The sequence below is a fragment of the Shewanella sp. H8 genome, assembly GCF_040285065.1.
In the GTDB taxonomy this organism is placed as follows: domain Bacteria; phylum Pseudomonadota; class Gammaproteobacteria; order Enterobacterales; family Shewanellaceae; genus Shewanella; species Shewanella polaris.
The window spans coordinates 2,232,210-2,254,848 of sequence record NZ_CP157213.1; the positions used below are offsets into that span (position 1 = coordinate 2,232,210).

Consider the following 22,639-nt stretch of genomic DNA (forward strand, 5'->3'; position numbering starts at 1 on the left):
CATCATTTCGACAACGACGGTGAAGGCTTAATTACGACAGCTTAATATTAAATTAAACCATTATCATAAACTGCGCATGACGTCGCAATAAGTAGCAAATAACGACACGATAATGAAATGTGTATGACTTAGGTTTGGTGTAGTAGGGCTTAACAGCAGTTAAGCCCTACGTAACACTAGGATATTCTATTCATGCATTAATTCTATTGCTTCAACTTTGTTGTGGCTGTCATTGATTGAGCTGGATTACTGATCACCTTTTGCAATGAAAATGCCCCGCGAATATCACCTAGAGCAAAGTTAACTGCTTTATCATTTGGGTAGGTTTTGTTTATCAATGCACTCACGTCAGGTTCAACATTGCTACCATGACAACCTAAGCATAATTCCTGAGTCGGTATTGCTTTCATATAACGAAAATGGGTTTCCCCATCATTGACAATATATTCACTCGCAATGATGGGTTTATCAGCAGCCTGTTGCCCTGAAGCGTTAATAACTTCAAATTTTTGTAATTGGGTTAACTCCCAAGCATCAGGCGTATTTTCTGAATTACGCATCCGTAAACTGGTGCGCTTCAGTGTCCATCCTTCTTTAGCGTTCTCAGCGGCAATGGCTGGCGCGACAGAGTGACACACCGACACGGCATTAATTAATCCACCTTGTTTAATTGCTGCTTTTAACTGGCCTTTTAATGCTTGGCTAAAGTCAGCAATACGTTGGTTAGCTTGTTGTTCAAGTGTTTGCTGCTCAGTGAGTGATTCAGCCTGCCCTATTGTCGAAATACTCATAAACATGATTAGCCCAGTCATTTGGCCAGACTTTATCCATGAGTTAGTTTGTTTGTGTGTTAAGCGCATTATTCGTCATCCTTTGTTTCTAGTCGAGTTATCCCCATGAGTTTGAGGCCATATTTTTCATAAAGTGGTTCACTACTTCCGGTTTTCATTTTACGTAAAAAATATTTCTCAAAACCAATTTTAGCTAAATGTGCCCATTTACCTTTAGCAAACCATGACACATTCCTTGGGGCTATTTGTGGGATAGCCACGAATACCGCACCAGTGTCCCCCATGTCAGCAATACAAATCGCATTCCAAGTCCCTTTACTTTTAGGTGCAACATTTTCAACAATAATGCTATGCAGGTTATGGGCTATGGCGGTCATCATTGACTCGATCATATACCCTGTTTTAGGCATTCCCGTTGGTACTGGAGTCATTTCTGCAGGCGGAATTGCGACACAAACCCCTCCCGCAAAAATATTGTTAAATCTTGGTGATTGTTGATGCTCGTCTGTAATGACAAAACCTTTGCCATTGCATAAACCTTCTACATTGGCAACGGCATCAATACCGGCAAACGGTGGAATTAACATTGCGTGATTAAATGGCAGTGAGTGTGAAAGGTAAAGATCTCCTTTACGATCTAGTTCAGATATGTGCATGGTTCCTTGTTCAATATTGTCGACACTCGCGTTACATATCCATTTAATATCTCGCTGACGTAACTCAGATTCGAGCATTGATTTTGAATCACCGACACCGTCTAGTCCTAAATGGCCCACATAAGGCTCACTGGTGACAAAATGAATTGGCACTTTATTCCTGATACCTGCATCACGTAATACTTTGTCTAATATGAACACATATTCATAAGCTGGTCCAAAACAACTGGCACCTTGAAATGACCCCACTATCACTGGACCTGGTTTTGCTAATAGCTTATCTACATCGATTTTGCAGGTTAACGCATGTTCCAGTGAACATACTGATTGAGTAAAGTGTTCTGGCCCTGCTCCAGGTATGGTGTTAAACGCCAACTTAGGTCCTGTGGCAATGACTAAATAGTCATAGTCAATAATGCCATTATCAGCGGTAATCAGTTGGTTTTGTTCAGCATCAATTTGAGTGACAAAAGCACATTTAAAATCAATATCTTTTTTAGCCAAATATTTTGCTATTGGTATAGATATCGCTTCGGGTTCTCGCCAACCCACTGCAACCCAAGGATTAGACGGTACAAAGCGGAAGTTTTCACGCTCATTAACCATTAACACCTGATGATCTTTACCTAGGATATCTTTAATTTCATACGCAGCAGGCATACCACCAGTACCTGCGCCAAGCACGACAACCTTCGCCATTGAGTATTCTCCCCATTTTATGTTCTACTAACCAATATGGTCAGGAAACATATAACAAGATGAATACAAACCTTGTGCCAGATCACACAAATAATATAAATACAATATAATCAGCTAGTTAAAATACATTGATATTTATATGATGCACATGCTAGGTTATAAAGTGACAAATATGACATTGCAGTGACAATTATCGTGTTAGATTGTGCTAAAAATGTCATTTAGATATTAACGGCTAGATGCGTACTGCAAACGAGAGCAATAAATGAATAACACTACTGTTGTGCAATCCATGATCAACGCGATTGATAAACCAGCGATATTTATTTCACCTGATTATGTTATTCATGCTGTTAATCAAGCCTATATAGAAACCTACGACAGCCAAGTTATTTTAGGTCAAAGTCGCTGTCATCAGATATCACATCATAGTGACGAGCCTTGTGATCAACATGGCGAAGAGTGTCCGCTACAACAATGCCAAAGCACGCAAAGGGCTGCCAATGCAGTGCATATTCATAGCACCGCACAGGGTAAGTCATATTGCGATATTTTAATGAAACCCATTAAAGACAGCAGTGGAGAAATATTAGGGTTTCTGGAGATTTTAGATGCTATCGATTATGCGTCAACAGAATCTAAAAAAGGCACCATGGTGGGTCAGTCTGCGCCGTTTAAACAAATGCTCAACAGAATTAACCGAGCATCTCAATCCAGCATTGCTGTGCTATTACAAGGTGAAACTGGTGCAGGTAAAGAATTAGTCGCCAAAGCAGTGCATCAGGCCAGTAGCCGAAATGATAAACCGTTTGTGGTCATTGAATGTACCGGACTCAGTGAAAACCTATTTGAAAGTGAATTATTTGGTTACGAAAAAGGTGCCTTTACCGGCGCAACAACCAGTAAAAAGGGTCTGATTGAGATAGCCCATGGTGGTACGGTATTTTTTGATGAAATTGGTGATGTTCCGTTGAACATGCAAGTAAAATTGCTTAGGTTACTCGAAACCCAATGTTATCGAGCCGTCGGCGGATTAAAACAAAAACGCTCTGACTTTAGATTAGTCAGTGCTAGTCATAAAAATTTATTGGATTTGGTTGAAAAAGGTGAATTTAGACGTGATCTATATTATCGCATTGCAGGATTTCCCATTTACTTACCCTCGTTACGTGAACGCCATGATGACATTCCAGGACTCGTTAAGCATTTTATAAAGTATTCTGAATACAAACATAAAAAGTTTTCGGTCAATGCTTTAACTTTACTTAGCCGCTATGCATTCCCTGGTAATATTCGGGAATTAAAAAATATTATTGAACAAGCGGCACTGATAGCCAACGAAGATACTATCCACAGCAATGATTTACCTGAAAGTGTACAACTAACAGTAACAAGTGATGTCGTTAACACCAATACAGACACAGAAATAGTGACTTTAGATGACATGGAGTGTGCATATCTTTCTCAAATATGCTCGCAATATCAGGGATCACCAGCTGAGTTAGCCATAACACTGAATATTAGTGTGCGTACTTTATATCGTAAATTACAGCGCTATGGCTTAAAGCTTACAACGCTGTAATAACAATATCTCCACCATCGTTATCATTAATGATGATGATGATGCATTATTGAGTGCTTTTTACAGCAACGTTTCATTGTAGCTGTTTCATTTGCCAATTCAGATTCAGACTCGCAGCAACGTTTATGTGTCGCCGAGTCAGATTTGCCATGGCAACCTTCCTCACCATGTGCATGATGTCCATCCTCATGTTCATGGTTACAACAACCACCATTGGCCTTCTTAGCAATATTATTGATTGATGGACGCCCCTGACTTGCCTCGGTAAATGGCTCACAGTCTGCTAAATTAGCACCTGCAAAATACTCTATTGCTGTGCGACCATTTTTTGCATGAAATACACTCAATTGTTGGCTTAATAATTTAGATAACAGTTGTTGACCAATGTTACGCACGATGACGCGATCCGCTCCATTTGCCAGTATCATACTGACTAATTGTTGCTTACCCTCACATCCTTCAGCTAACGCTGGGTTCACAAAGCGCCCTTTTACTTGGCCTTGCTCATCGATAAATAGCATCTCATCGGCACGACTAAAGTGGTTGGCAATATGTTGATCTTTCATTGGTATGGCGGTAATCATAATTTCTCCTCATGTGCATTTTGCATTAACAACGCTTTACCATTGGTTAAGCAGTCCATTAATTTAAAACGCGCAAGCTTAAGTACATTAGCTAACGTTTGACGTGACACTCCCATTTGAATAGCCGCTTGTTGCTGTTGCATTTTTAACAAGTCAACTAAACGCAATGCTTCAAACTCATCGCTATCCATTGCAATGTTTTCAAGTTTGTCCATCGGAATACCATTGGGCTTGAAACAGCTTTTAGCTGGTCCCCCACAAATTGTTCGCTGAATTTTCGGTCTTGACATAATCAACTCATGTTTGTTGGCATATGCTATATATACACCTATAAATGGCATATGCCAATTATAATTTGTATTTTGTGATCGATTGCACTCTTTATGTAAACATGATTTTTTTGTCCATAAATGGCTGTAAATATGGCTGATAAACAATCAATAATAACGAGTTATACTAATCTCAAAGCCCTTAGCATTTAATGCTTGGTAAGCATTTCCATTGGGTTGAATATTGAGGTGTGAGTAAATCACGGCGCATGGCCCATTTTTGTTGTGTCCCTTGAACGGCGAGAAACACCGTATCGCGTCCATATCGTTGGTTGATGCCGTCAAGCGTGTGCATCAAGGCATAATTGACTTTAGCGGTATTAAACAAATCAAATTGAAAGTTTTTCTCGCTGGCTAAATCAACCAAGCCCACACCAATTTTGTAATAGCGTACACCTTGGCGAAATAATCTAGGAGCGGCTTCTGTCATGGCTTTGGTGAGTTCAATGGTGCAATGGGTTGGACATGGAAAATGTGCGATAACTTTATAACTCACGGGTCGTTCGTCATGGGGCGAATTACTGGCAAACAACAACATGGTTTTGCAATGTGAGCCTTGTTGACGGGCTTTAGTTGCCGCTATGCCAACATGTTTACTCAGTGCTTGTAATAGCGATTCAACATCGCAAATGCGTTCACCCACGCTACGAGTGGAGAAAATTTGTTTCTTATCTGCCCTAGCCTCATCCCATTGTTTGCACACTTGGCCATTTAGCTCACGAACCGTGCGTTCGATTTCAATACTAAATTGTTTTCTCGCGAGACTCGGAGGCATGGAAGCGAGATCATGTGCGCTGCGAATGTTCATCAATTCAAGCTTTTTACTAATACGTCTGCCAATTCCCCATACCTCCTTTACGGCAAGTTGGCGTAAAATATCATTACGTTGCTGCGCCGTTTCGATAACGCACACACCTTTATACCCCGGTATTTTTTTAGCGGCGTGATTGGCAATTTTTGCTAAGGTTAACGTTTGCCCCATTCCCACACAAACCGCTAAACGGGCTTCTTTCCATACTGCTCGTCGGATTAACTGGCCTTGGGTATACAGACATTTGATAGCGGGATAACAATGTTTAAAAGAGAGGAAGCTTTCATCAATGGAATACACATGCTGCTCTGGCGCAAAACGGCCTATTATCGCCATCATTTTTGCTGATAAGTCGGCATAGAGCTCATAATTAGACGAACACACGATGACATTACGTTGAGCACATAATGCTTTAACTTGAAAATAGGGTAAAAACTTTTCAATACCGGCCTCTTTTGCTTGCCGGTTAGCCGCGACAATGCAGCCATCATTATTGCTCAGTACAATAATCGGTCTGCCGCGCCAATCAGGGCGAAAAACCTGTTCTGCACTACAATAAAATGCATTGGCATCGACTAAGGCAAACATTGTTATTTACCCTTTTTTGCTGATAAACAGTGGACTTTGACGATGACAACGAATTGAGCGGATCACCACACCTTCGATGCTAAAGTCATCATAGTCGCATATGGTTACGGGTAAATGTTGCTCATTAGATGACACCAACATTCGTCGTTGCATGTCGATAATTTTACACACAAACTCACCATTAAAATTAGCCACTATCACATCCCCGTTTTTTGCAGTTTCATGGCGATCAACAATCAATAAGTCACCATCGAATATTCCCACACCTTGCATCGACTCGCCTTCGGCTAAGCCGATAAAAGTGGAACTTGGGTGCTGAACTAACATCTCATCAAGACTGAGGCTTAATTGAAGGTACTCGGCTGCAGGTGACTCAAAACCGGTAATGCCGGCACTGGCTGCAATGGGAATGACGCGCATATGACAACCTCTAATATGACACAGATACTGTATAAATAAACAGTGTATATTAGCGTTAAATTTTGTCAGTGCAAGCTTATTTGATTTGAACCGAGACAAGCAGCAGTTATTTTCAATTGTTAACGCCATTTTTATTGTCATCTACACGCGACCGCGCGCCATAACTCACTCATCTTCAATGCGGCAAAGCATCAATACATCAAAGTGATAGCTTCATTATTGATGAAATAATATGTCCAAGGTCAAAATATAATCAACGGGCTTGGTCTACACTGTTAACAGGAGCTAAAAACCAAGCTAACCTGTTTATAAAACAAACGAGTATACTTATTTCATATTGGCTCGGGGGTCTAGCATGACACTCGCAACATTCCATATCGACATGCACGATGATAATTGCTTACTGAACCTTGCTGGTGATTGGCAACTAGGCCAAGCACCGCTAGGCGCAGATATTTGTGCTGAGCTGCCATCGAATTGCCATAGTGTCACCTTAATTACCACAGAATTATCCCATTGGGATTCAAGTCTCGCTATTGCTCTATTACAGTTATCTCGCTGGTGTGAACAACATAAACTATCACTAGACACTCAACAAACGCCTCAAGGGCTACAGCAATTACTGCAACTTGCTACCGATGTTGCTGTTTATCAACCAACTAATGAAGGTGCCATTGGCGGTCTGTGGCCGATGTTACGTCGTCAGCTTATTGTGCAAGGTTTGCAGGTACACGACGGATTAGTGTTTGTTGGCAATAGCACGCTTGCATTGGGAAACTGGTTAAAAGGTAAAGCCAGTACTCGCAGGAGTGATATTGTATTTTTCATCGAACAAGCTGGGCCTAAAGGCCTTGCTATTGTCACCTTAATTAGTCTGCTTGTAGGTATGATTTTGGCTTATTTAGGCTCGGTACAGCTGCGCCAATTAGGGGCTCAAGTGTATGTGGCTAACTTAGTGGCTATAGGGATGGTGCGGGAAATGGGCGCCCTTATGACAGGGGTTATTATGGCCGGCAGAACAGGGGCTGCTTATGCGGCACAATTAGGCACTATGCAGGTTAATGAAGAAATTGATGCATTGCGAGTAATGGGAATTTCGACCATGGAGTTTCTGGTTTTACCTCGATTGTTGGCATTGGTTTTCATCATGCCGTTAATGTGTATTTATTCTGATGTAATCGGCATGATTGGTGGTGCAATTGTTGCCAATGGAATGGGGGTTAGTTACACCCAATACATTTTGCAAACCCAAGTAGCCATTGATTGGGTAGACATTTCAGCCGGTTTAATAAAGAGTTTAATTTTTGGCTTTCTTATTGCGATTGCGGGTTGTCAGGCTGGGCTGCTTTGCGGTCGAGATTCTAATGCCGTTGGTTTAGCCACCACCAGCGCAGTGGTTAAAGCCATTGTCTTTCTCGTGGTTTCCGACGCTGCCCTCAATGTTTTATACGATAAATTAGGGATCTAATCATGGTTGATGATGCCTTTATCAGTGTACGTAATCTTACCGTCGGTTATGGCAGTACCGAGGTGCAAAAACAACTCAACTTCGACATTAACAAAAATGATATTTTTTTTGTTATTGGTGGCAGTGGTTGTGGCAAAACAACCTTGCTGAAATCGATGGTGGGATTACTTACACCACTAAAGGGTGAAGTACTCTATCAAGGCAAAAACTTTTATGAGGCAGATGACCCCGCGCAGGTAGCAATGCTCAAAGATTGGGGCATTACCTTTCAAACAGGTGCGCTATTTTCGAGTATGTCACTTGGCGAAAATGTGGCTTTACCCTTGCAGCTCTATACCGACCTTTCTGAGCGACAAATAGCCGAAGCCGTTGCCTATAAGCTGGCATTAGTCGGCTTAGCTGGCTTCGAGAAGTTTTACCCTGCCGAGTTAAGTGGCGGTATGCACAAACGCGCAGGATTAGCGCGCGCACTCGCATTAGACCCTCAACTGTTATTTTTTGATGAACCCTCTGCAGGTTTAGACCCTATTAGTTCAATGCGTTTAGATCAATTGATCGTGCAAATATGCCAAGCGCTAGACTCTACCGTGATCATTGTGTCCCACGAGTTACCCAGTATATTGTCAATCGGCACCCGCTGTGTGTTTCTGGATAATCAAACCAATACGATGCTCGATTGTGGTGACCCTCGAGAATTAAAGATACACAGTAATCAGCCTAGGGTTCGTCAATTTCTCAATCGCACCGAAAAATCGGAGATATCATGAGTAAAAGCCAACGACTTCCGCTTGCGATTGGTGCCTTTATTTTTGGCGCCATTATCTTAGTGTTTATTGCCCTGCTGTTCTTTTCTGGTGGGCGGTTATTTGCCGAAAAAGCGCCTGTAATCATGTATTTCAATAACTCAGTGCAAGGACTTCAGGTAGGTGCACCCGTTAAGTTAAAAGGCGTGATAATAGGTGAGATTAGTGATATTAGTATTAATTTCCCCAACGACAGTAGCTTAGGTGTCACAGCTGCTGTTCATGCTGATTTACTATTAAAACGCATCAACCTTAAAGGCACACAAGTTGGGGAAGAGTTTTTCTCTCACGCTATTGGAAACGGTTTACGTGCTCAGTTGAATTATCTTAGTTTATTAACCGGGCAACTCTATGTTGAACTGGATTTTTACCCTGGTAGCACGCCTATATTTCATGGTAAAAAAGACTCATTACTAGAGTTACCTACCATAGCCAATGATTTCGAATCATTGTCAAAAGATCTACAATCATTAAACTTAAAAAGTTTAGTGACCAATGTCGATAACTTGGCTATGCAACTCAGTGAGATTGCCGCCAGTGGCAAAATACAGCAAGCACTGGATGACTTCGACAGTGCCGCAAATGCTGTAAAAAAAACCGCTGTTAACATTGATAGCACTCAAGCTAAATTTGGTATAAAGACTGAAGTAGTATTGGCTAAACTCGATAGTTTACTGACACAGTTGAGTCTGGATGAACCTAAATTAGTAGAGTCACTCAACCAAAGTTTAATGGCATTACGCGATACCTTAACAAGCATTGAGCAACTTGCCACCCGAACTGGATATTCACTAGACCAAAACTCACCATTGTTAATTGAGTTAACCAACACATTAGAAGAGATCAGTCGCACAGCTCGATCGTTACGCAGTTTAAGTGAGACCTTAGATGAACAACCTGAGGCCATCATCCGAGGTAAAAAAACCATACCGTCAGGAGAATAATGTTATGGGGAAATATGGGATGAAATTAATTTCTTGGAGCGTTTGTCTATTGGTACTTAGCCAGCTCTGCGGTTGTCAAAGCTCACCGCCAAAACAGTACTTTGTGTTAACCGCACAACCTTCAGTGATAGAAGCAGGAAGTACATCACTCAAAAACGACATTGGTATCGGCCCTATCGACATCCCTGAGTACTTAAATTTCACTCAAATGGTCTATCAGCTTGAAGATGGCAGCCTGCAAAGAATAGGCAATAGCTATTGGGCCGAACCATTAGATCAAGGTATCAGCCGTATCATGAGTATGAATCTCAGCCAAAGCGATCATAGTCGTAAACTGGTGTTATTTCCCTGGCCAGTAGAAAATACTCCTCAGTACCGCGTAACAATAAAGATCATGACCTTAAATCGCGATAACAACAACGCTAGACTGAATGCCAATTGGGAACTTGTTGATAACCATGTAAACCGTCATATAACCCAGCAAAATTTCACCGCTATCACCAACGCAGGTACAACTGCCGCTGAAATGGTCACAGCCTACAGTGATTTATTGGCTCAATTATCTCAACAAATTGATAACGCGCTACAACAACTAACTGATTAACTGACTTAGTACCCGCTTTGATTTGTCTATAGGCTAAACATAACTAGGGGTTTAGAGGTGATGGGTATCTCAATAGCAATGTTCGATCAGGCAACTTGGATGTGTAATACCGCTCGCTTTATACAGCTTATTTATCGATACCCTGACATAGCCCTTTAAAGCGCTCGATTGACATTCATATCACTGGTGCAAAATTTGCTAACAATTCAAATGTTGACTATTTCTGTCACTCTTTCAATATAACAGAGTAAATAATTCTATAACTAAGCAAATAATTCTGTTCATACATTAGCTAAGGAACACGATAACAATGAAAAAATCCTTAATTGCGATTGGATTAACAACAGCACTATTAAGTGGTTGTGGCTTATCTGATACAAATAACACTCAGGCTGCGGCCGTGACCTCACCTGCTCCCGCTAAAGCAGAATTAGGTACTTTTGGTATTGATTTAACAGCACGCAATGAAGCCGTTAAACCAGGTGACGACTTCTTTATGTACGCAAGTGGTACTTGGTATGACAACTTTGTCATGCCTGCTGACAAAACCCGCTATGGTGCTTTTAATGCATTAGCAGAGCGCAGTGAAACACAAGTCAAAGCGATTATTGACGATATTGCCAGTCGCACAGATTTAAACGCCGAAGAACAACTCATTGCAGATTTTTACCATGCCTACATGGATACTGAGACCATTAATAAGTTAGGTATCACGCCTATTAAAGGCACCTTAGATCAAATTGCTGCAATTAATTCAACCAAAGACTTAACCAAGGTATTTGGTGAAGCATGGCTTACCGGAGCATCATCTCCTATTAACGGTGGCATGTGGTTTAATCGTTTAGACCCTAACCAATATGAAATGACTATTGGTGCGGGTGGTTTAGGTTTACCTGACCGGTCATATTATTTAGAAGACACAGAGCGTTTCAATAAAATCCGTAAAGCTTATGTCGAACACATCGCTAACATGCTTGCCTTTGCAGGTATAAAAGACGGTGAAAAACGTGCCGAAGCAATTCTTGCTCTTGAAACTAAAATTGCACAAGCACAATGGCCAAGAGAAAAACGTCGTGACCGTGATTTAACCTTAAACCAAATTAAACGTGAAGATCTTGCTAAACAATATCCAGGATTTGACTGGGATTTATATTTTGCACAAACAGGTTACCAAGTACCGCAGTTGAATATTTCGCAGCCAGAACCTGTTAAAGCAATGATAGGCTTAATTAATCAACAACCTCTCAATGTATGGCAAGACTATCTGACCTTCCACACCATCACCAATAACGCAGATCTACTGTCAGAAGACATTTTTAATAGTAACTTTGCATTTTATGGCAAGATATTAACGGGACAAGAGCAACCTCGCCCACGTTGGAAACGTGCCGTTGAAGAAATGTCGGGAACTCAATCATTAGGTTTTGCAATTGGTAAAGTATATGTGTCGCGTTATTTCCCCGAGTCATCTAAACAAAAAATGGCCGAGTTAGTTAAAAATCTGCGTACGGCATTAGGTCAACGTATTGATGGTATAGATTGGATGGGTGCTGAAACTAAAGTGAATGCTCATGCTAAATTAGCTGCATTTACACCTAAAATTGGCTATCCCGATGTATGGCAACAATTTGATGGTTTAACCCTAACTAAAAATGACTTAGTAGGTGACATTAAACAGTTACGCCAATACTTCCAAGCCGACAGTGTTGCCAAAGAACTGGAAAAAACCGACCGTAACCGTTGGGGGATGACACCGCAAACGGTAAATGCATATTACAACAGCTCATTTAATGAGATTGTTTTCCCTGCGGCGATTTTACAACCACCATTTTTTGATCCAAACGCAGACGCCGCCGTTAACTATGGCAGTATTGGTGCGGTAATTGGTCACGAAATGGGTCATGGTTTTGATGATCAAGGCTCTAAGTCAGACGCCAACGGAATTCAACGTAACTGGTGGACCGACGAAGACCGCGCGGCTTTTGATGCCAAGACCAATAGGCTTGCAGAACAATACAGTCAATATGAGCCCATCCCGAATAACTTTGTCAACGGACGCAACAGCCTAGGTGAAAATATCGGTGATGTGGGTGGTATATCAATGGCATATCATGCCTACAAATTAAGTTTAAACGGTAAAGAAGCGCCGGTTATTGATGGCCTAACGGGTGATCAACGATTCTTTTTAGCATGGGCTCAAGTGTGGAAAGAAAAACGCACCGAGCAAAGTATGTTAAGTCAGTTACGTTCCGATCCTCATGCACCTGGTCGTTATCGCACCCTCGCCCCACGTAATCACGATGCGTGGTATAAAGCCTTTGATGTTAAACCCGGTGATAAGTTGTATTTGCCTGAAGATCAACGCGTACACATTTGGTAGAACATATTAAATAATATTAAGTAGCTAATATAGATTGATTCAATTAATTTGTTAAATGTCATTGACTAATTTGTCGCGGTGTAAGCATTAATTAAGATAATAAAACAAAATGCCAGTCAGTTACCTGATTGGCATTTTTTGTTTCACACTAAAACAATCAGTAATGTCATGCTAAGGGATTAACGATCATGACTAGATACGAATAAAATATGGAATTGCAATTAAGATGACACCTATGATCAATAAACTGGTCACGCTGGCGACGAAATAAGGAAATATAATTAACGCCATTCCAATACACAAAGGGACAATTGCACGTTGCCGTTTACCAAACACAAAATAACCCATGCCAATAGCACCAAATAATACACTCCACATAATCATAGCTGCATCCATCTATGTCCCTCTTTACCTGTCATCTGATTAGTAGATCATTGTCAACTTTGGAACTTGTTCAGTCAATCATCTAAGCATAAAAACTCGACACATCAACAGATGTCACAAGCATAACAATATAGGATAACTCGTCTTAAAATCTGTACAAATAATCGACTAACCACTTAAAATAAAACCAAAAATAACTGTAGCTATAATTATTACAGGTAAAATCTTTTATTTTAAACAAGATATTGCCTCGTTATTGTCAATACAGATATAAACAATATTAACAGCATGTTACAGGTAATCTCTCGATTAACATCTCATCTAACACACTTAGATATGTGATCTAAATCAACATATTTCTTGATAGTTACAGCACTAATCATTAGTATTGTTATTAATTGAGCGTTCAATTAACAACTCTTAAGACTGATAACAGGACCCCTTTATGTCAAGACCTATAATGAAAAACGTCAGACAACAACAGCTGATAGATGCCACGTTAATGTCTGTCGAACGTCATGGGTTACAGAACACCACAATTAATACCATTAGTGGATTAGCTGGAATGTCATCAGGAATTATTAGCCACTATTTTGGTGGTAAACAAGGGTTAATTGAAGCCACGCAGAAATTCTTATTAGAAGAATTAAAGCAAGCATTACTGACGAGAACGTCAGGCAAAACATTAACCCCATTTGAACGGCTTTCAATGATTGTGGAAGCAAACTTTACTGAATTACAACGCTCAACTGCCGCAACAAAAACATGGTTAAGCTTCTGGTCTCAAGCGATGCACGATCCTGGATTAGCAAGACTACAAAATATTAATAGTCAGCGGTTATACAGCAACCTGCTTTTTTCATTTAAACAATTATTACCCAAAATCGACGCTATCAATGCCGCTAAACAAACGGCAGCAATGATTGATGGTTTTTGGTTACGCAGTGCGCTGAGTACCAACCCTAATGAAGATTTTAAACAAGCCCAAATTTTATCTAAAGCCTTTATCAAGGCTGTGATCGTGCAAAACGGAGTTCATTAATGTCGTCAAAAGTTATTTATCAAAATTATGTTCATGGCAAATACCTAGCAAATGGTACTGGTGAGACATTTGAAGTGATCAACCCTGCTACTGGAAATGTGAGTTATTTAGTTGAAGTAGCAACTGAATCGGTACAGCAAGCTGCAATTGAAAGTGCTAAAACAGGATTTGCTATTTGGTCTGCAATGATGCCGATAGAACGTAGCCGTATTTTACTTAAAGCCGTTGCCCTACTTCGTGAACAAAATGATGACCTTGCTGCAGGTGAAGTCTTAGATACTGGTAAACCATGGCAAGAAGCCTCGGTTGTCGATATTGTTACTGGCGCCGACTCTATTGAGTTTTTTGCTGGACTAGCACCAAGTATTGAAGGTAATCAACAGCCTGTAGGCGCGGACTTTTATTATACTCGCCGCGAACCATTAGGTATTTGTGCTGGTATTGGCGCATGGAACTACCCGTTACAAATTGCTTGTTGGAAAGCTGCCCCTGCACTTGCTTGCGGCAACGTAATGATTTTTAAACCTTCAGAAGAAACACCTCGTGGCGCAATGCGTTTAGCTGAAATATTCACTCAGGCCGGTGTACCAGATGGCGTGTTTAACGTAGTTCAAGGTGACGGTAGAGTTGGCGCATGGTTAACCACCAATGAAGATATCGCTAAAGTGTCATTTACTGGCGAAGTCGGTACAGGTAAAAAAGTGATGGCCGCTGCTGCAGGTTCACTTAAAGAAGTGACTATGGAGTTGGGCGGAAAATCGCCATTGATTATCTTTAACGATGCCGACGTAGAAAATGCAGTGTCAGCAGCAATGTTAGCTAATTTCTATACTCAAGGTGAAGTGTGTACCAACGGTACTCGCGTGTTTGTACAACAAGATATTTATCCACGCTTTATCCAACGCTTAAAAGAACGTACTGAGCAAAACATAGTTTGTGGCGATCCAATGCACCCTGACACCAATTTTGGTGCATTAATTTCACGTGACCATCAACAAAAAGTACTCGACTACATTGAAATCGGTAAAAAAGAAGGTGCCACCTTATTAACAGGCGGGACAGCATTAACACCTGACAATGCACCGAATGGTTTCTTTGTTGCTCCTACGGTATTTACCGATTGCACTGATGAGATGACGATTTCGAAAGAAGAAATATTTGGCCCAGTGATGTCTGTCTTTACCTTTACAGATGAAGATGAAGTTATTGAACGTGCCAATAGTACTCACCTAGGTTTAGCGGCGGGTGTATTTACTCAAGACATTACCCGCGCACATCGAGTTATTCATCAAATGCAAGCGGGTATTTGCTGGATAAATGCTTATGGTGCCTCTCCTGCAGAAATGCCGGTTGGTGGTTACAAGATGTCTGGTATTGGTCGTGAAAATGGCTCAGAAACATTAAAAGCATACACGCAAATCAAAGCGGTTTACGTTGGCATGCAGTCACTTGAAAGCCCATTTTAGGAGTGACCCAATTAATGTCTAAGCAAATGTCTCATGAATACGATTATATTATTGTTGGTGCCGGTAGCGCAGGTTGTGTATTAGCCAACCGCTTAACGGAAAACCCAGATAATAAAGTATTAATACTTGAAACGGGTGGAAGCGACAAGAGCATTTTTATTCAAATGCCTACCGCGCTATCAATTCCAATGAATACTAAAAAGTATGCTTGGCAGTTTGAAACGCAGGCCGAACCACATTTAGATAATCGTCGTATGCATTGCCCTCGCGGTAAGGTATTAGGCGGCTCATCATCAATTAATGGCATGGTTTACGTGCGTGGTCATGCTCGCGATTTTGACGAATGGCAACAACAAGGCGCAAAAAATTGGGATTGCGCTAATTGTCTTCCTTATTTTAAAAAAGCAGAAACCTGGTATCTGGGCGGTAACGAGTATCGAGGCGACCAAGGACCATTAGCGGTAAATAACGGCAATGAAATGAAAAACCCGTTGTATCAAGCTTTTGTTGATGCTGGTGTCGATGCCGGCTATTTAGCCACAGATGATTACAATGCCAGTCAGCAAGAAGGCTTTGGCCCAATGCACATGACAGTTAAAAATGGCGTGCGTTGGTCCACAGCTAATGCCTATCTTCGCCCAGCCATGAAACGTCCTAATCTAACGGTAGTAACCCACGCTTTAGTGCACAAGGTTATCATGCAGGGTAAAACGGCTGTCGGCGTGCGTTACGAACGCAAAGGTGAGTTAATTGATGTTAATTGCAATAAAGAAGTGATTTTATCAGCAGGTTCAATTGGTTCACCACATATTCTACAGCTGTCGGGTATAGGTGAAGCAACAACGTTGGCAACTGCAGGTATTGAGCAAGTACATCAATTACCCGGTGTCGGTCAGAATCTGCAAGACCATTTAGAGTTTTATTTCCAATTTAAATGCTTAAAGCCGATTTCGCTGAATGGTAAAATTGATCCATTAAACAAATTGTTTATTGGCGCTCGCTGGATTTTAAATAAATCAGGTTTGGGCGCAACTAACCATTTTGAATCGTGTGGATTTATCCGTTCAAAGGCCGGTTTAGAGTGGCCTGATCTGCAGTATCACTTTCTACCTGCCGCAATGCGTTACGACGGTAAAGAAGCATTTGCTGGCCATGGTTTCCAAGTTCATATTGGCCACAATAAACCTAAAAGCCGTGGCGCCGTAACTGTCGTATCAAATGATCCTAAGATAGCGCCTCAAATTCAGTTCAATTATTTATCGCACCAAGATGATATTGAAGGTTTTAGAGCTTGTGTTCGTCTCACCCGTGAAATTATTAATCAACCGGGTTTAGATGACTATCGTGGTGAAGAAATTCAACCTGGCCTAGCAATACAAACTGATGAGGAAATTGACCGCTTTGTCAGAAGCACAGTAGAAAGTGCTTACCATCCTTCTTGTTCTTGCAAAATGGGCGAAGATGAAATGGCTGTAGTTGATTCTGAAACCAAGGTTCACGGTATTAATGGATTACGAGTGGTTGACTCGTCTATTTTCCCGACTATTCCTAATGGTAATTTGAATTCACCTACCATTATGGTCGCCGAACGCGCTGCCGATATTATTCTGGGTAACAAAACACTAGAACCCAATATGGCAAAAGTGACTATTGCCGAGCAATGGCAAACAACACAACGATTGCAAACACCCAAAAGACAAGTTGATTAATAGGTATTAGTCGATGTGTATCAACACACATCGACAATAGGTTGATGACCAACCTTCATTCAGTAAATGGCCAATATAGCTAAGTTCAATCTATCAGGGTTTAACTATCGTCAACACGATACTTAAGGCCTGAGGGCGTACTGCCTTTAAAAATTGTTCTATGGCATTAAATAACATAAAACAAGGAATTAACATTATGTTTTCACGTACTATTAGTTCAGGAGTTCAATAATGGCTACCTGGTTATCAATCGGCATTTTATTTACATTTGTCGCTATCGCATTTGTTATTTATCGTTGGGGTAACATGCAATGTATTGGTGTCACACCCGTGCATAGATTTACTTTTATTGCCATTTTGTTCACTTCTGGACTTGATGTTGGCTTAATCATGTTTCCATTAACAGAGTTCGCTGGATATGCCGATTTGGTAGCAAGTCCAGAATATGGATTTAGTAATCCATTGGCGATTGAATTTGGTTTTTGGGCCTGCTTAATTTGGGCTTTTTACTTTTTAACCTGCTTCTACTTTTGTGTCATTGAACCAAGAGTTAAGTATTTTGAAATTCCATTAATTAAGTTTATTAATAACGTGGTTATTATTGGTACTTGTGCCTTTACCGCTTATTTATTACTCACTAATTTACCTTGGTATTTACCAGAATTAGGTGATGGCGAATCCGTTGTTAGCAGTTTCTATTTAATTGTATTTTTGGTGATTGCCGCAGCCGTGTATTCAAGTACCAGTATTCGATATGTTCGCTACCTTAGCTTAGGTAGTACGTGGTTGTTCCTAGGATTAATCGCCATTATGTGGTCAGGCGCATTTTTATCCGATAACTCTAGTGTTGGTGAGTTTTTTACAACCTTTGCATTAATTGGCGACTACTTCGAAAATATTAATAACTTTGTGTTACCTATTAATGATTACCATGAGTTTTACTTATTTTGGTGGTTTGCATGGAGCATTATGATAGGCCAATTTACCGCACGTTTTGTGGGTGGTATGAAAACCTATCAAGTACTAATTGCTATGATGGTGTTCCCTTCAATTCCAATCGCTATTTGGTTCACGGTTCTGTACTACTACAGCTTAAACGGCATTGATACCACAGGCTTCTATAACCTTGCCATGGTGATTGTTGGTATTACATTTGTAATTAACTCGCTGGACTCACTAGTGCGTTTATACACAGATAATTTAGATATAACCGTAAAACGTTTCGGCAAAACTAAATACATCATAGGTAATATTGTTTTATTGAGTGCATTAACGATGCTCTTTAAACTAGATTTCTTACAAATTCAGTGGGTTGGCGCATTAGCTATCGCCCTAATAATAAGTTGTTTCGTTTACATATTAAAATCGCATTTCCATACTGTGAGCGACATAGAGCGTTCACCAAAAGAAAATAAAATCGATTTTACTAAAATCGAATTAGCAGACTAAAAAACAATAATGACTCAAGGAATAATGATGAATACCACAGTAAAAAAATTAGCATTACTCAGCTTATTTGCTTTACCGACGACAGTAATGGCAGGTGAATTAAGCACCACGATTAATGCCACTTCTGACTATACCTTTAATGGGGTTAGCCAAACGGATAATGATCCTGCATTACAAGCCAGCCTTGACTATGCTGTTGATAATGGTTGGTATGTAGGTGCTTGGGCATCTAATGTTGATTTTGGTAGTGCTGATGATACTTGGTTAGAACTTGATTTTTACGCAGGTAAATATATTGAGCTAACAGACAGAGTTTCTGTCGATGTGGGTATCGCGTATTATACTTATCATGGTGATGATGCCTCAGATGACTATTACTACCCTGAGATATACTCCAAGTTTGGTTATGCTTCTTCGCTTGGTCAAAGTGAATTAAATTTTTGGTATTCATGGGACTACTTTGGTCTTGATGCTGACCATTACATCATGATGGTTGCTCACACTTTTGCTATTGCTGAAGGTCACGATATTCGTGTTAGCGTTGACCGTTCAACATCAGAAGATAAGAACAAGTGGAACTGGGACGGCGATAAGTCTTACAACCATTACCGTGCTGAATATATGACGAGCTGGGAAGGTTTTGACTTTAACCTAGCCGTTGAAGATACCAGCATGGACTTAGATACTAGTGATACTCGAGCAGTATTATCAGTGTCGCGAACGTTCAGTTTGTAAGCTACAATTGTCGATAAAATCACTAAACAGAAGAATGTTATCAACATTATTCTGTTTTTTTTATATTCGACATGAGTCAGAAGCTGATTTCTGTTATGGTGCGTGGTGAATTATGAGGGGATTATGGAAAAATACGAGCAACTATTAATATCATTGCGTCGGGTCATTAGAGCCATTGATATACACTCGCGCCAATTAAATAAATTATCAGGTCTTACTGGACCGCAATTAATGGTTATACAGAAAATTGATCAACTTGACGCGCCACTGGCTAAACAAATAGCACAAGAGATTAATTTAAGTGCGGCGACTGTAACGACTATTATTGATCGACTCGAAAATCGCAATATGGTGATTAGAACTCGCAGTGAAACCGACAAGCGTAAAGTTCACCTATCATTAAGTGACGCTGGTAAAACATTATTAAATAGCGCACCTAAACCACTGCAAGAGCATTTTATTATGCGTTATCAAAATCTTGAAGAGTGGGAGCAAAGTCAACTATTGTCTGCCGTTGAACGGATTGCCACTATGATGGATGCCGATGAAATTGATGCTGCACCGGTTTTACTAGTAGGTCAAATCCAAGTTGAAGATCAATCTCAATAACTCCCCTTCTATATTCATAACGTGATGAGTAAAATTTATCCTACTCTCACGTTATGTTTCATTCTCAATCAAGCCTGTCTTCACTCAACTGTTATTATAAGTTCAGTTCAACGATCTATCTGCACCATTTCAGTCCTATAAAGCTAAAAAAAATTCAATGATTTATAATATTCTACTTAATACCGGATAACTCTTAATAATAAAAAGTGATATGCCTTGTGTACTATATGAGTGGTAAAGGTTAAATCTTAATCTAATTCACAAATTACAAGCGTAAAAAAGCCCCAACTGATGTTGAGGCTTTTTTATACCATTCTTCATTACAAAGAGTTACGTATGTAATTTCTTACTATAAATAATGGTACCCGAGGCCGGACTTGAACCGGCACGCTTATTCAGCGAGGGATTTTAAATCCCTTGTGTCTACCGATTCCACCACTCGGGCAAAGTGTTGTTTTAACCGTTACTAAATGTAACCATCAAAAGCAATTTTGTGGAGGCGCGACCCGGAGTCGAACCGAGATCGACGGATTTGCAATCCGTAGCATAGCCATTCTGCCATCGCGCCATGCTTTAACCAAATTCTAGTCTATCGGATAAGATAAGAAATTGGAGCGACATATCGGGTTCGAACCGATGACCTATACCTTGGCAAGGTATCGCTCTACCAACTGAGCTAATGTCGCGTTTTCAATCGTTTTAATGCTTTATTAAATCTGCAGAAAAGGGATTCCCTTGACTGCGGAATGGAATTCTACCGATTTAGCCCCGATAGTCAATCAATAAAGCCAGGATTTTAACAACAAAATAGCTGTTTGGTGCATAAATAAGCACTAAGATGCATTTTTAACAATTTTGGATTAAATGTATACGACAAACTACGAGGAAAAATTAAATGATGCTTAAATGAATAGCTAAACTTATGTCATTAACCAATAAAAAAGCATCTCAAAAGAGATGCTTTTCGTATATATCTACACAATAAACCGAATCATTAAGTTCACATGTCTGGAATGAGCAGATTAACTGTTAGGCAAAGATAATGTAGTTAACCCAAGCATTTTTTGCATAACGCCTACAACCTGACAGCTATAACCAAATTCATTGTCATACCATACATATAAAATGGCGCGTTTACCGTCGGCAATAGTTGCCTGTGAATCAACTACTCCAGCATAACGCGAACCAACTAGGTCACTAGATACAATTTCTGTTGACTCCGTAAAGTCGATTTGATTTTGTAATCCGGACTGTAATGCCACGTCTTTTAAGTATTCATTTAGCTCATCACGATTCGTTTCAGTTTGTAAATTAAGACTAATAATTGCCATAGAAACGTTAGGTGTAGGAACGCGAATAGCGTTGCCAGTTAACTTACCGGCTAATACTGGTAATGCCTTAGCAACAGCTTTAGCGGCACCTGTTTCGGTAATGACCATATTTAATGGTGCACTGCGACCACGACGATCAGCACTGTGATAGTTATCAATTAGGTTTTGATCATTAGTATAGGAATGAATGGTTTCAACGTGACCATTCTCAATAGCATATTTGTCGTTAACCGCTTTCAATACTGGAGTAATTGCGTTGGTAGTACAACTCGCCGCAGATACGATAGTATCTTCATCCAGAATATCGTTTTCGTTAACACCGTATACGATATTTTTAATGGCGCCTTTAGCAGGTGCTGTTAATAATACTTTTGAAGCTCCTGGGCTTTTAAGATGTAAACCTAAACCTGCTTCATCTTTCCAAATACCAGTATTGTCAACAATTAACGCATCATTGATATCATACTGAGTGTAATCTACTTCATCTGGTGAATTTGAATAAATGATTTGAATATAAGTACCATTGGCAATAATGGCATTGTTTTCTTCATCAACTTCAACAGAACCATTAAAGGGACCATGTACTGAATCACGGCGTAATAAACTGGCGCGTTTTTCTAAATCGCCTTTTTTACCGCCGCGTAATACAATGGCACGTAAACGTAATTTGTTGCTTTTACCAGTACGTTCAATTAACAAGCGCGCTAATAAGCGACCGATACGACCAAAGCCATAAAGAACAACATCACGGGCTGGAGTATCATCGCCATGATTAATTGCTTCAGACAATTCCTTGGCCATATAAGCTTCAATACCGCTAGCGTCTTTATTATCACGCCAGTAGTTAATCGCTAATTTACCAATATCCACTTTACAATGTTTAATGGCCAGTTTACTTAGCGCCACAACAAATGGGAAACTTTCACGAAGACGTAATTTTTCACCAACATGTCGACGAACTAAACGGTGTGACTTAATGATTTCGATGGTTGATGCGTTAAGCAGTGGTTTACCATACACCACAACTTCTATACCTTGATTACGATACAATTTGCCAAGCAATGGTTGCATTGCTTCAGCCATTTCGAAACGTTCTTGCCAGCTTTGTAAATGTTTATCTGCGCTCATGTAGGGATCCTTTATCTCACTTTTCTATTTTTTTCAGAAAGGTTTGAGTAACAAAAAAGAAAAGACCAATAATTTAGTATATTGTATAGGGATGTCCCCTTCTTGGTCGGCGACATTGTAATAAAAT

20 protein-coding genes and 3 tRNA genes are annotated in these 22,639 nt (G+C 40.2%); 12 read left to right on the top strand and 11 right to left on the bottom strand.

Annotated features, from left to right (window positions below; genetic code table 11):
- Positions 1-203: 203 nt before the first annotated feature.
- Complete coding sequence (locus tag ABIS04_RS09695; protein ID WP_350433352.1) at positions 204-860, bottom strand: DUF3365 domain-containing protein; 657 nt, start codon at positions 858-860, stop codon at positions 204-206.
- Positions 860-2,146 carry an FAD/NAD(P)-binding oxidoreductase gene (locus tag ABIS04_RS09700; RefSeq protein ID WP_350433353.1) on the bottom strand — a complete coding sequence of 429 codons (1,287 nt, stop codon included), beginning with the start codon at positions 2,144-2,146 and terminating at the stop codon, positions 860-862. The genes ABIS04_RS09695 and ABIS04_RS09700 overlap by 1 nt, the downstream gene beginning before the upstream one ends.
- 265 nt (positions 2,147-2,411) lie before the next feature.
- On the opposite strand from ABIS04_RS09700, the gene ABIS04_RS09705 reads away from it, so the two are divergent.
- Positions 2,412-3,728 carry a sigma 54-interacting transcriptional regulator gene (locus tag ABIS04_RS09705; RefSeq protein ID WP_350433354.1) on the top strand — a complete coding sequence of 439 codons (1,317 nt, stop codon included), beginning with the start codon at positions 2,412-2,414 and terminating at the stop codon, positions 3,726-3,728.
- 26 nt (positions 3,729-3,754) lie between these two features.
- On the opposite strand, the gene ABIS04_RS09710 is transcribed toward ABIS04_RS09705, so the two are convergent.
- The 4 genes from ABIS04_RS09710 to ABIS04_RS09725 form a co-directional block, all read right to left on the bottom strand.
- A complete protein-coding gene (locus ABIS04_RS09710; protein ID WP_350433355.1) occupies positions 3,755-4,312 on the bottom strand; it encodes a NifB/NifX family molybdenum-iron cluster-binding protein in 558 nt (185 codons plus the stop codon).
- A complete protein-coding gene (locus tag ABIS04_RS09715; RefSeq protein ID WP_137227083.1) occupies positions 4,309-4,602 on the bottom strand; it encodes a DUF134 domain-containing protein in 294 nt (97 codons plus the stop codon). The genes ABIS04_RS09710 and ABIS04_RS09715 overlap by 4 nt, the downstream gene beginning before the upstream one ends.
- Before the next feature lie 181 nt (positions 4,603-4,783).
- Positions 4,784-6,040 (bottom strand): Y-family DNA polymerase, encoded by a 1,257-nt coding sequence (locus tag ABIS04_RS09720; RefSeq protein ID WP_350433356.1) that lies wholly within the window; start codon positions 6,038-6,040, stop codon positions 4,784-4,786.
- 6 nt (positions 6,041-6,046) lie between these two features.
- Positions 6,047-6,460 (bottom strand): translesion error-prone DNA polymerase V autoproteolytic subunit, encoded by a 414-nt coding sequence (locus tag ABIS04_RS09725; RefSeq protein ID WP_350433357.1) that lies wholly within the window; start codon positions 6,458-6,460, stop codon positions 6,047-6,049.
- Between the two features lie 355 nt (positions 6,461-6,815).
- Between ABIS04_RS09725 and ABIS04_RS09730 the strand changes: the two genes are divergently transcribed.
- The 5 genes from ABIS04_RS09730 (at position 6,816) to ABIS04_RS09750 (ending at position 12,659) form a co-directional block, all read left to right on the top strand.
- Complete coding sequence (locus tag ABIS04_RS09730) at positions 6,816-7,928, top strand: ABC transporter permease (protein ID WP_137227080.1); 1,113 nt, start codon at positions 6,816-6,818, stop codon at positions 7,926-7,928.
- A gap of 2 nt (positions 7,929-7,930) precedes the next feature.
- On the top strand, positions 7,931-8,695 hold the full coding sequence (locus tag ABIS04_RS09735) for an ATP-binding cassette domain-containing protein (RefSeq protein ID WP_350433358.1): 765 nt from the start codon (positions 7,931-7,933) through the stop codon (positions 8,693-8,695).
- Positions 8,692-9,675 carry an MlaD family protein gene (locus tag ABIS04_RS09740; protein ID WP_350433359.1) on the top strand — a complete coding sequence of 328 codons (984 nt, stop codon included), beginning with the start codon at positions 8,692-8,694 and terminating at the stop codon, positions 9,673-9,675. The genes ABIS04_RS09735 and ABIS04_RS09740 overlap by 4 nt, the downstream gene beginning before the upstream one ends.
- Positions 9,676-9,694: 19 nt before the next feature.
- On the top strand, positions 9,695-10,279 hold the full coding sequence (locus ABIS04_RS09745) for a PqiC family protein (protein WP_350433360.1): 585 nt from the start codon (positions 9,695-9,697) through the stop codon (positions 10,277-10,279).
- A gap of 310 nt (positions 10,280-10,589) precedes the next feature.
- Positions 10,590-12,659, top strand: coding sequence for a M13 family metallopeptidase (locus ABIS04_RS09750; protein ID WP_350433361.1), 2,070 nt, complete (start codon positions 10,590-10,592; stop codon positions 12,657-12,659).
- A 192-nt stretch (positions 12,660-12,851) separates the two neighbouring features.
- Here the strand turns inward: ABIS04_RS09750 and ABIS04_RS09755 are convergent, their stop codons facing one another.
- The gene (locus ABIS04_RS09755) at positions 12,852-13,055 is read right to left on the bottom strand and encodes a hypothetical protein (protein WP_137227075.1); all 204 of its coding nucleotides are present in this window, start codon (positions 13,053-13,055) and stop codon (positions 12,852-12,854) included.
- Between the two features lie 433 nt (positions 13,056-13,488).
- On the opposite strand from ABIS04_RS09755, the gene betI reads away from it, so the two are divergent.
- The 6 genes from betI (at position 13,489) to ABIS04_RS09785 (ending at position 20,053) form a co-directional block, all read left to right on the top strand.
- Positions 13,489-14,085, top strand: coding sequence for a transcriptional regulator BetI (betI, locus tag ABIS04_RS09760; RefSeq protein WP_137227074.1), 597 nt, complete (start codon positions 13,489-13,491; stop codon positions 14,083-14,085).
- Positions 14,085-15,551 (top strand): betaine-aldehyde dehydrogenase, encoded by a 1,467-nt coding sequence (gene betB / locus ABIS04_RS09765; RefSeq protein ID WP_137227073.1) that lies wholly within the window; start codon positions 14,085-14,087, stop codon positions 15,549-15,551. Before betI ends, betB begins: the two co-directional genes overlap by 1 nt.
- A gap of 14 nt (positions 15,552-15,565) precedes the next feature.
- Positions 15,566-17,260: a choline dehydrogenase gene (betA, locus tag ABIS04_RS09770; protein WP_350430948.1), complete on the top strand. Its 1,695-nt coding sequence runs from the start codon at positions 15,566-15,568 to the stop codon at positions 17,258-17,260.
- Positions 17,261-17,491: 231 nt separating this feature from the next.
- On the top strand, positions 17,492-18,709 hold the full coding sequence (locus tag ABIS04_RS09775) for a BCCT family transporter (RefSeq protein WP_137227072.1): 1,218 nt from the start codon (positions 17,492-17,494) through the stop codon (positions 18,707-18,709).
- A gap of 27 nt (positions 18,710-18,736) precedes the next feature.
- Positions 18,737-19,444, top strand: coding sequence for a TorF family putative porin (locus ABIS04_RS09780; RefSeq protein WP_140235562.1), 708 nt, complete (start codon positions 18,737-18,739; stop codon positions 19,442-19,444).
- Positions 19,445-19,567: 123 nt separating this feature from the next.
- Positions 19,568-20,053, top strand: a complete 486-nt coding sequence (locus ABIS04_RS09785) for a MarR family winged helix-turn-helix transcriptional regulator (protein WP_137227071.1) — start codon at positions 19,568-19,570, stop codon at positions 20,051-20,053.
- Between the two features lie 359 nt (positions 20,054-20,412).
- Here ABIS04_RS09785 and ABIS04_RS09790 read toward each other — a convergent pair.
- The 4 genes from ABIS04_RS09790 to ABIS04_RS09805 form a co-directional block, all read right to left on the bottom strand.
- A tRNA-Leu gene (locus ABIS04_RS09790) sits at positions 20,413-20,498 on the bottom strand.
- A 49-nt stretch (positions 20,499-20,547) separates the two neighbouring features.
- A tRNA-Cys gene (locus ABIS04_RS09795) sits at positions 20,548-20,621 on the bottom strand.
- A 42-nt stretch (positions 20,622-20,663) separates the two neighbouring features.
- Positions 20,664-20,739, bottom strand: a tRNA-Gly gene (locus tag ABIS04_RS09800).
- Between the two features lie 336 nt (positions 20,740-21,075).
- On the bottom strand, positions 21,076-22,512 hold the full coding sequence (locus ABIS04_RS09805) for a glyceraldehyde-3-phosphate dehydrogenase (protein WP_350430949.1): 1,437 nt from the start codon (positions 22,510-22,512) through the stop codon (positions 21,076-21,078).
- Positions 22,513-22,639 lie beyond the last annotated feature (127 nt).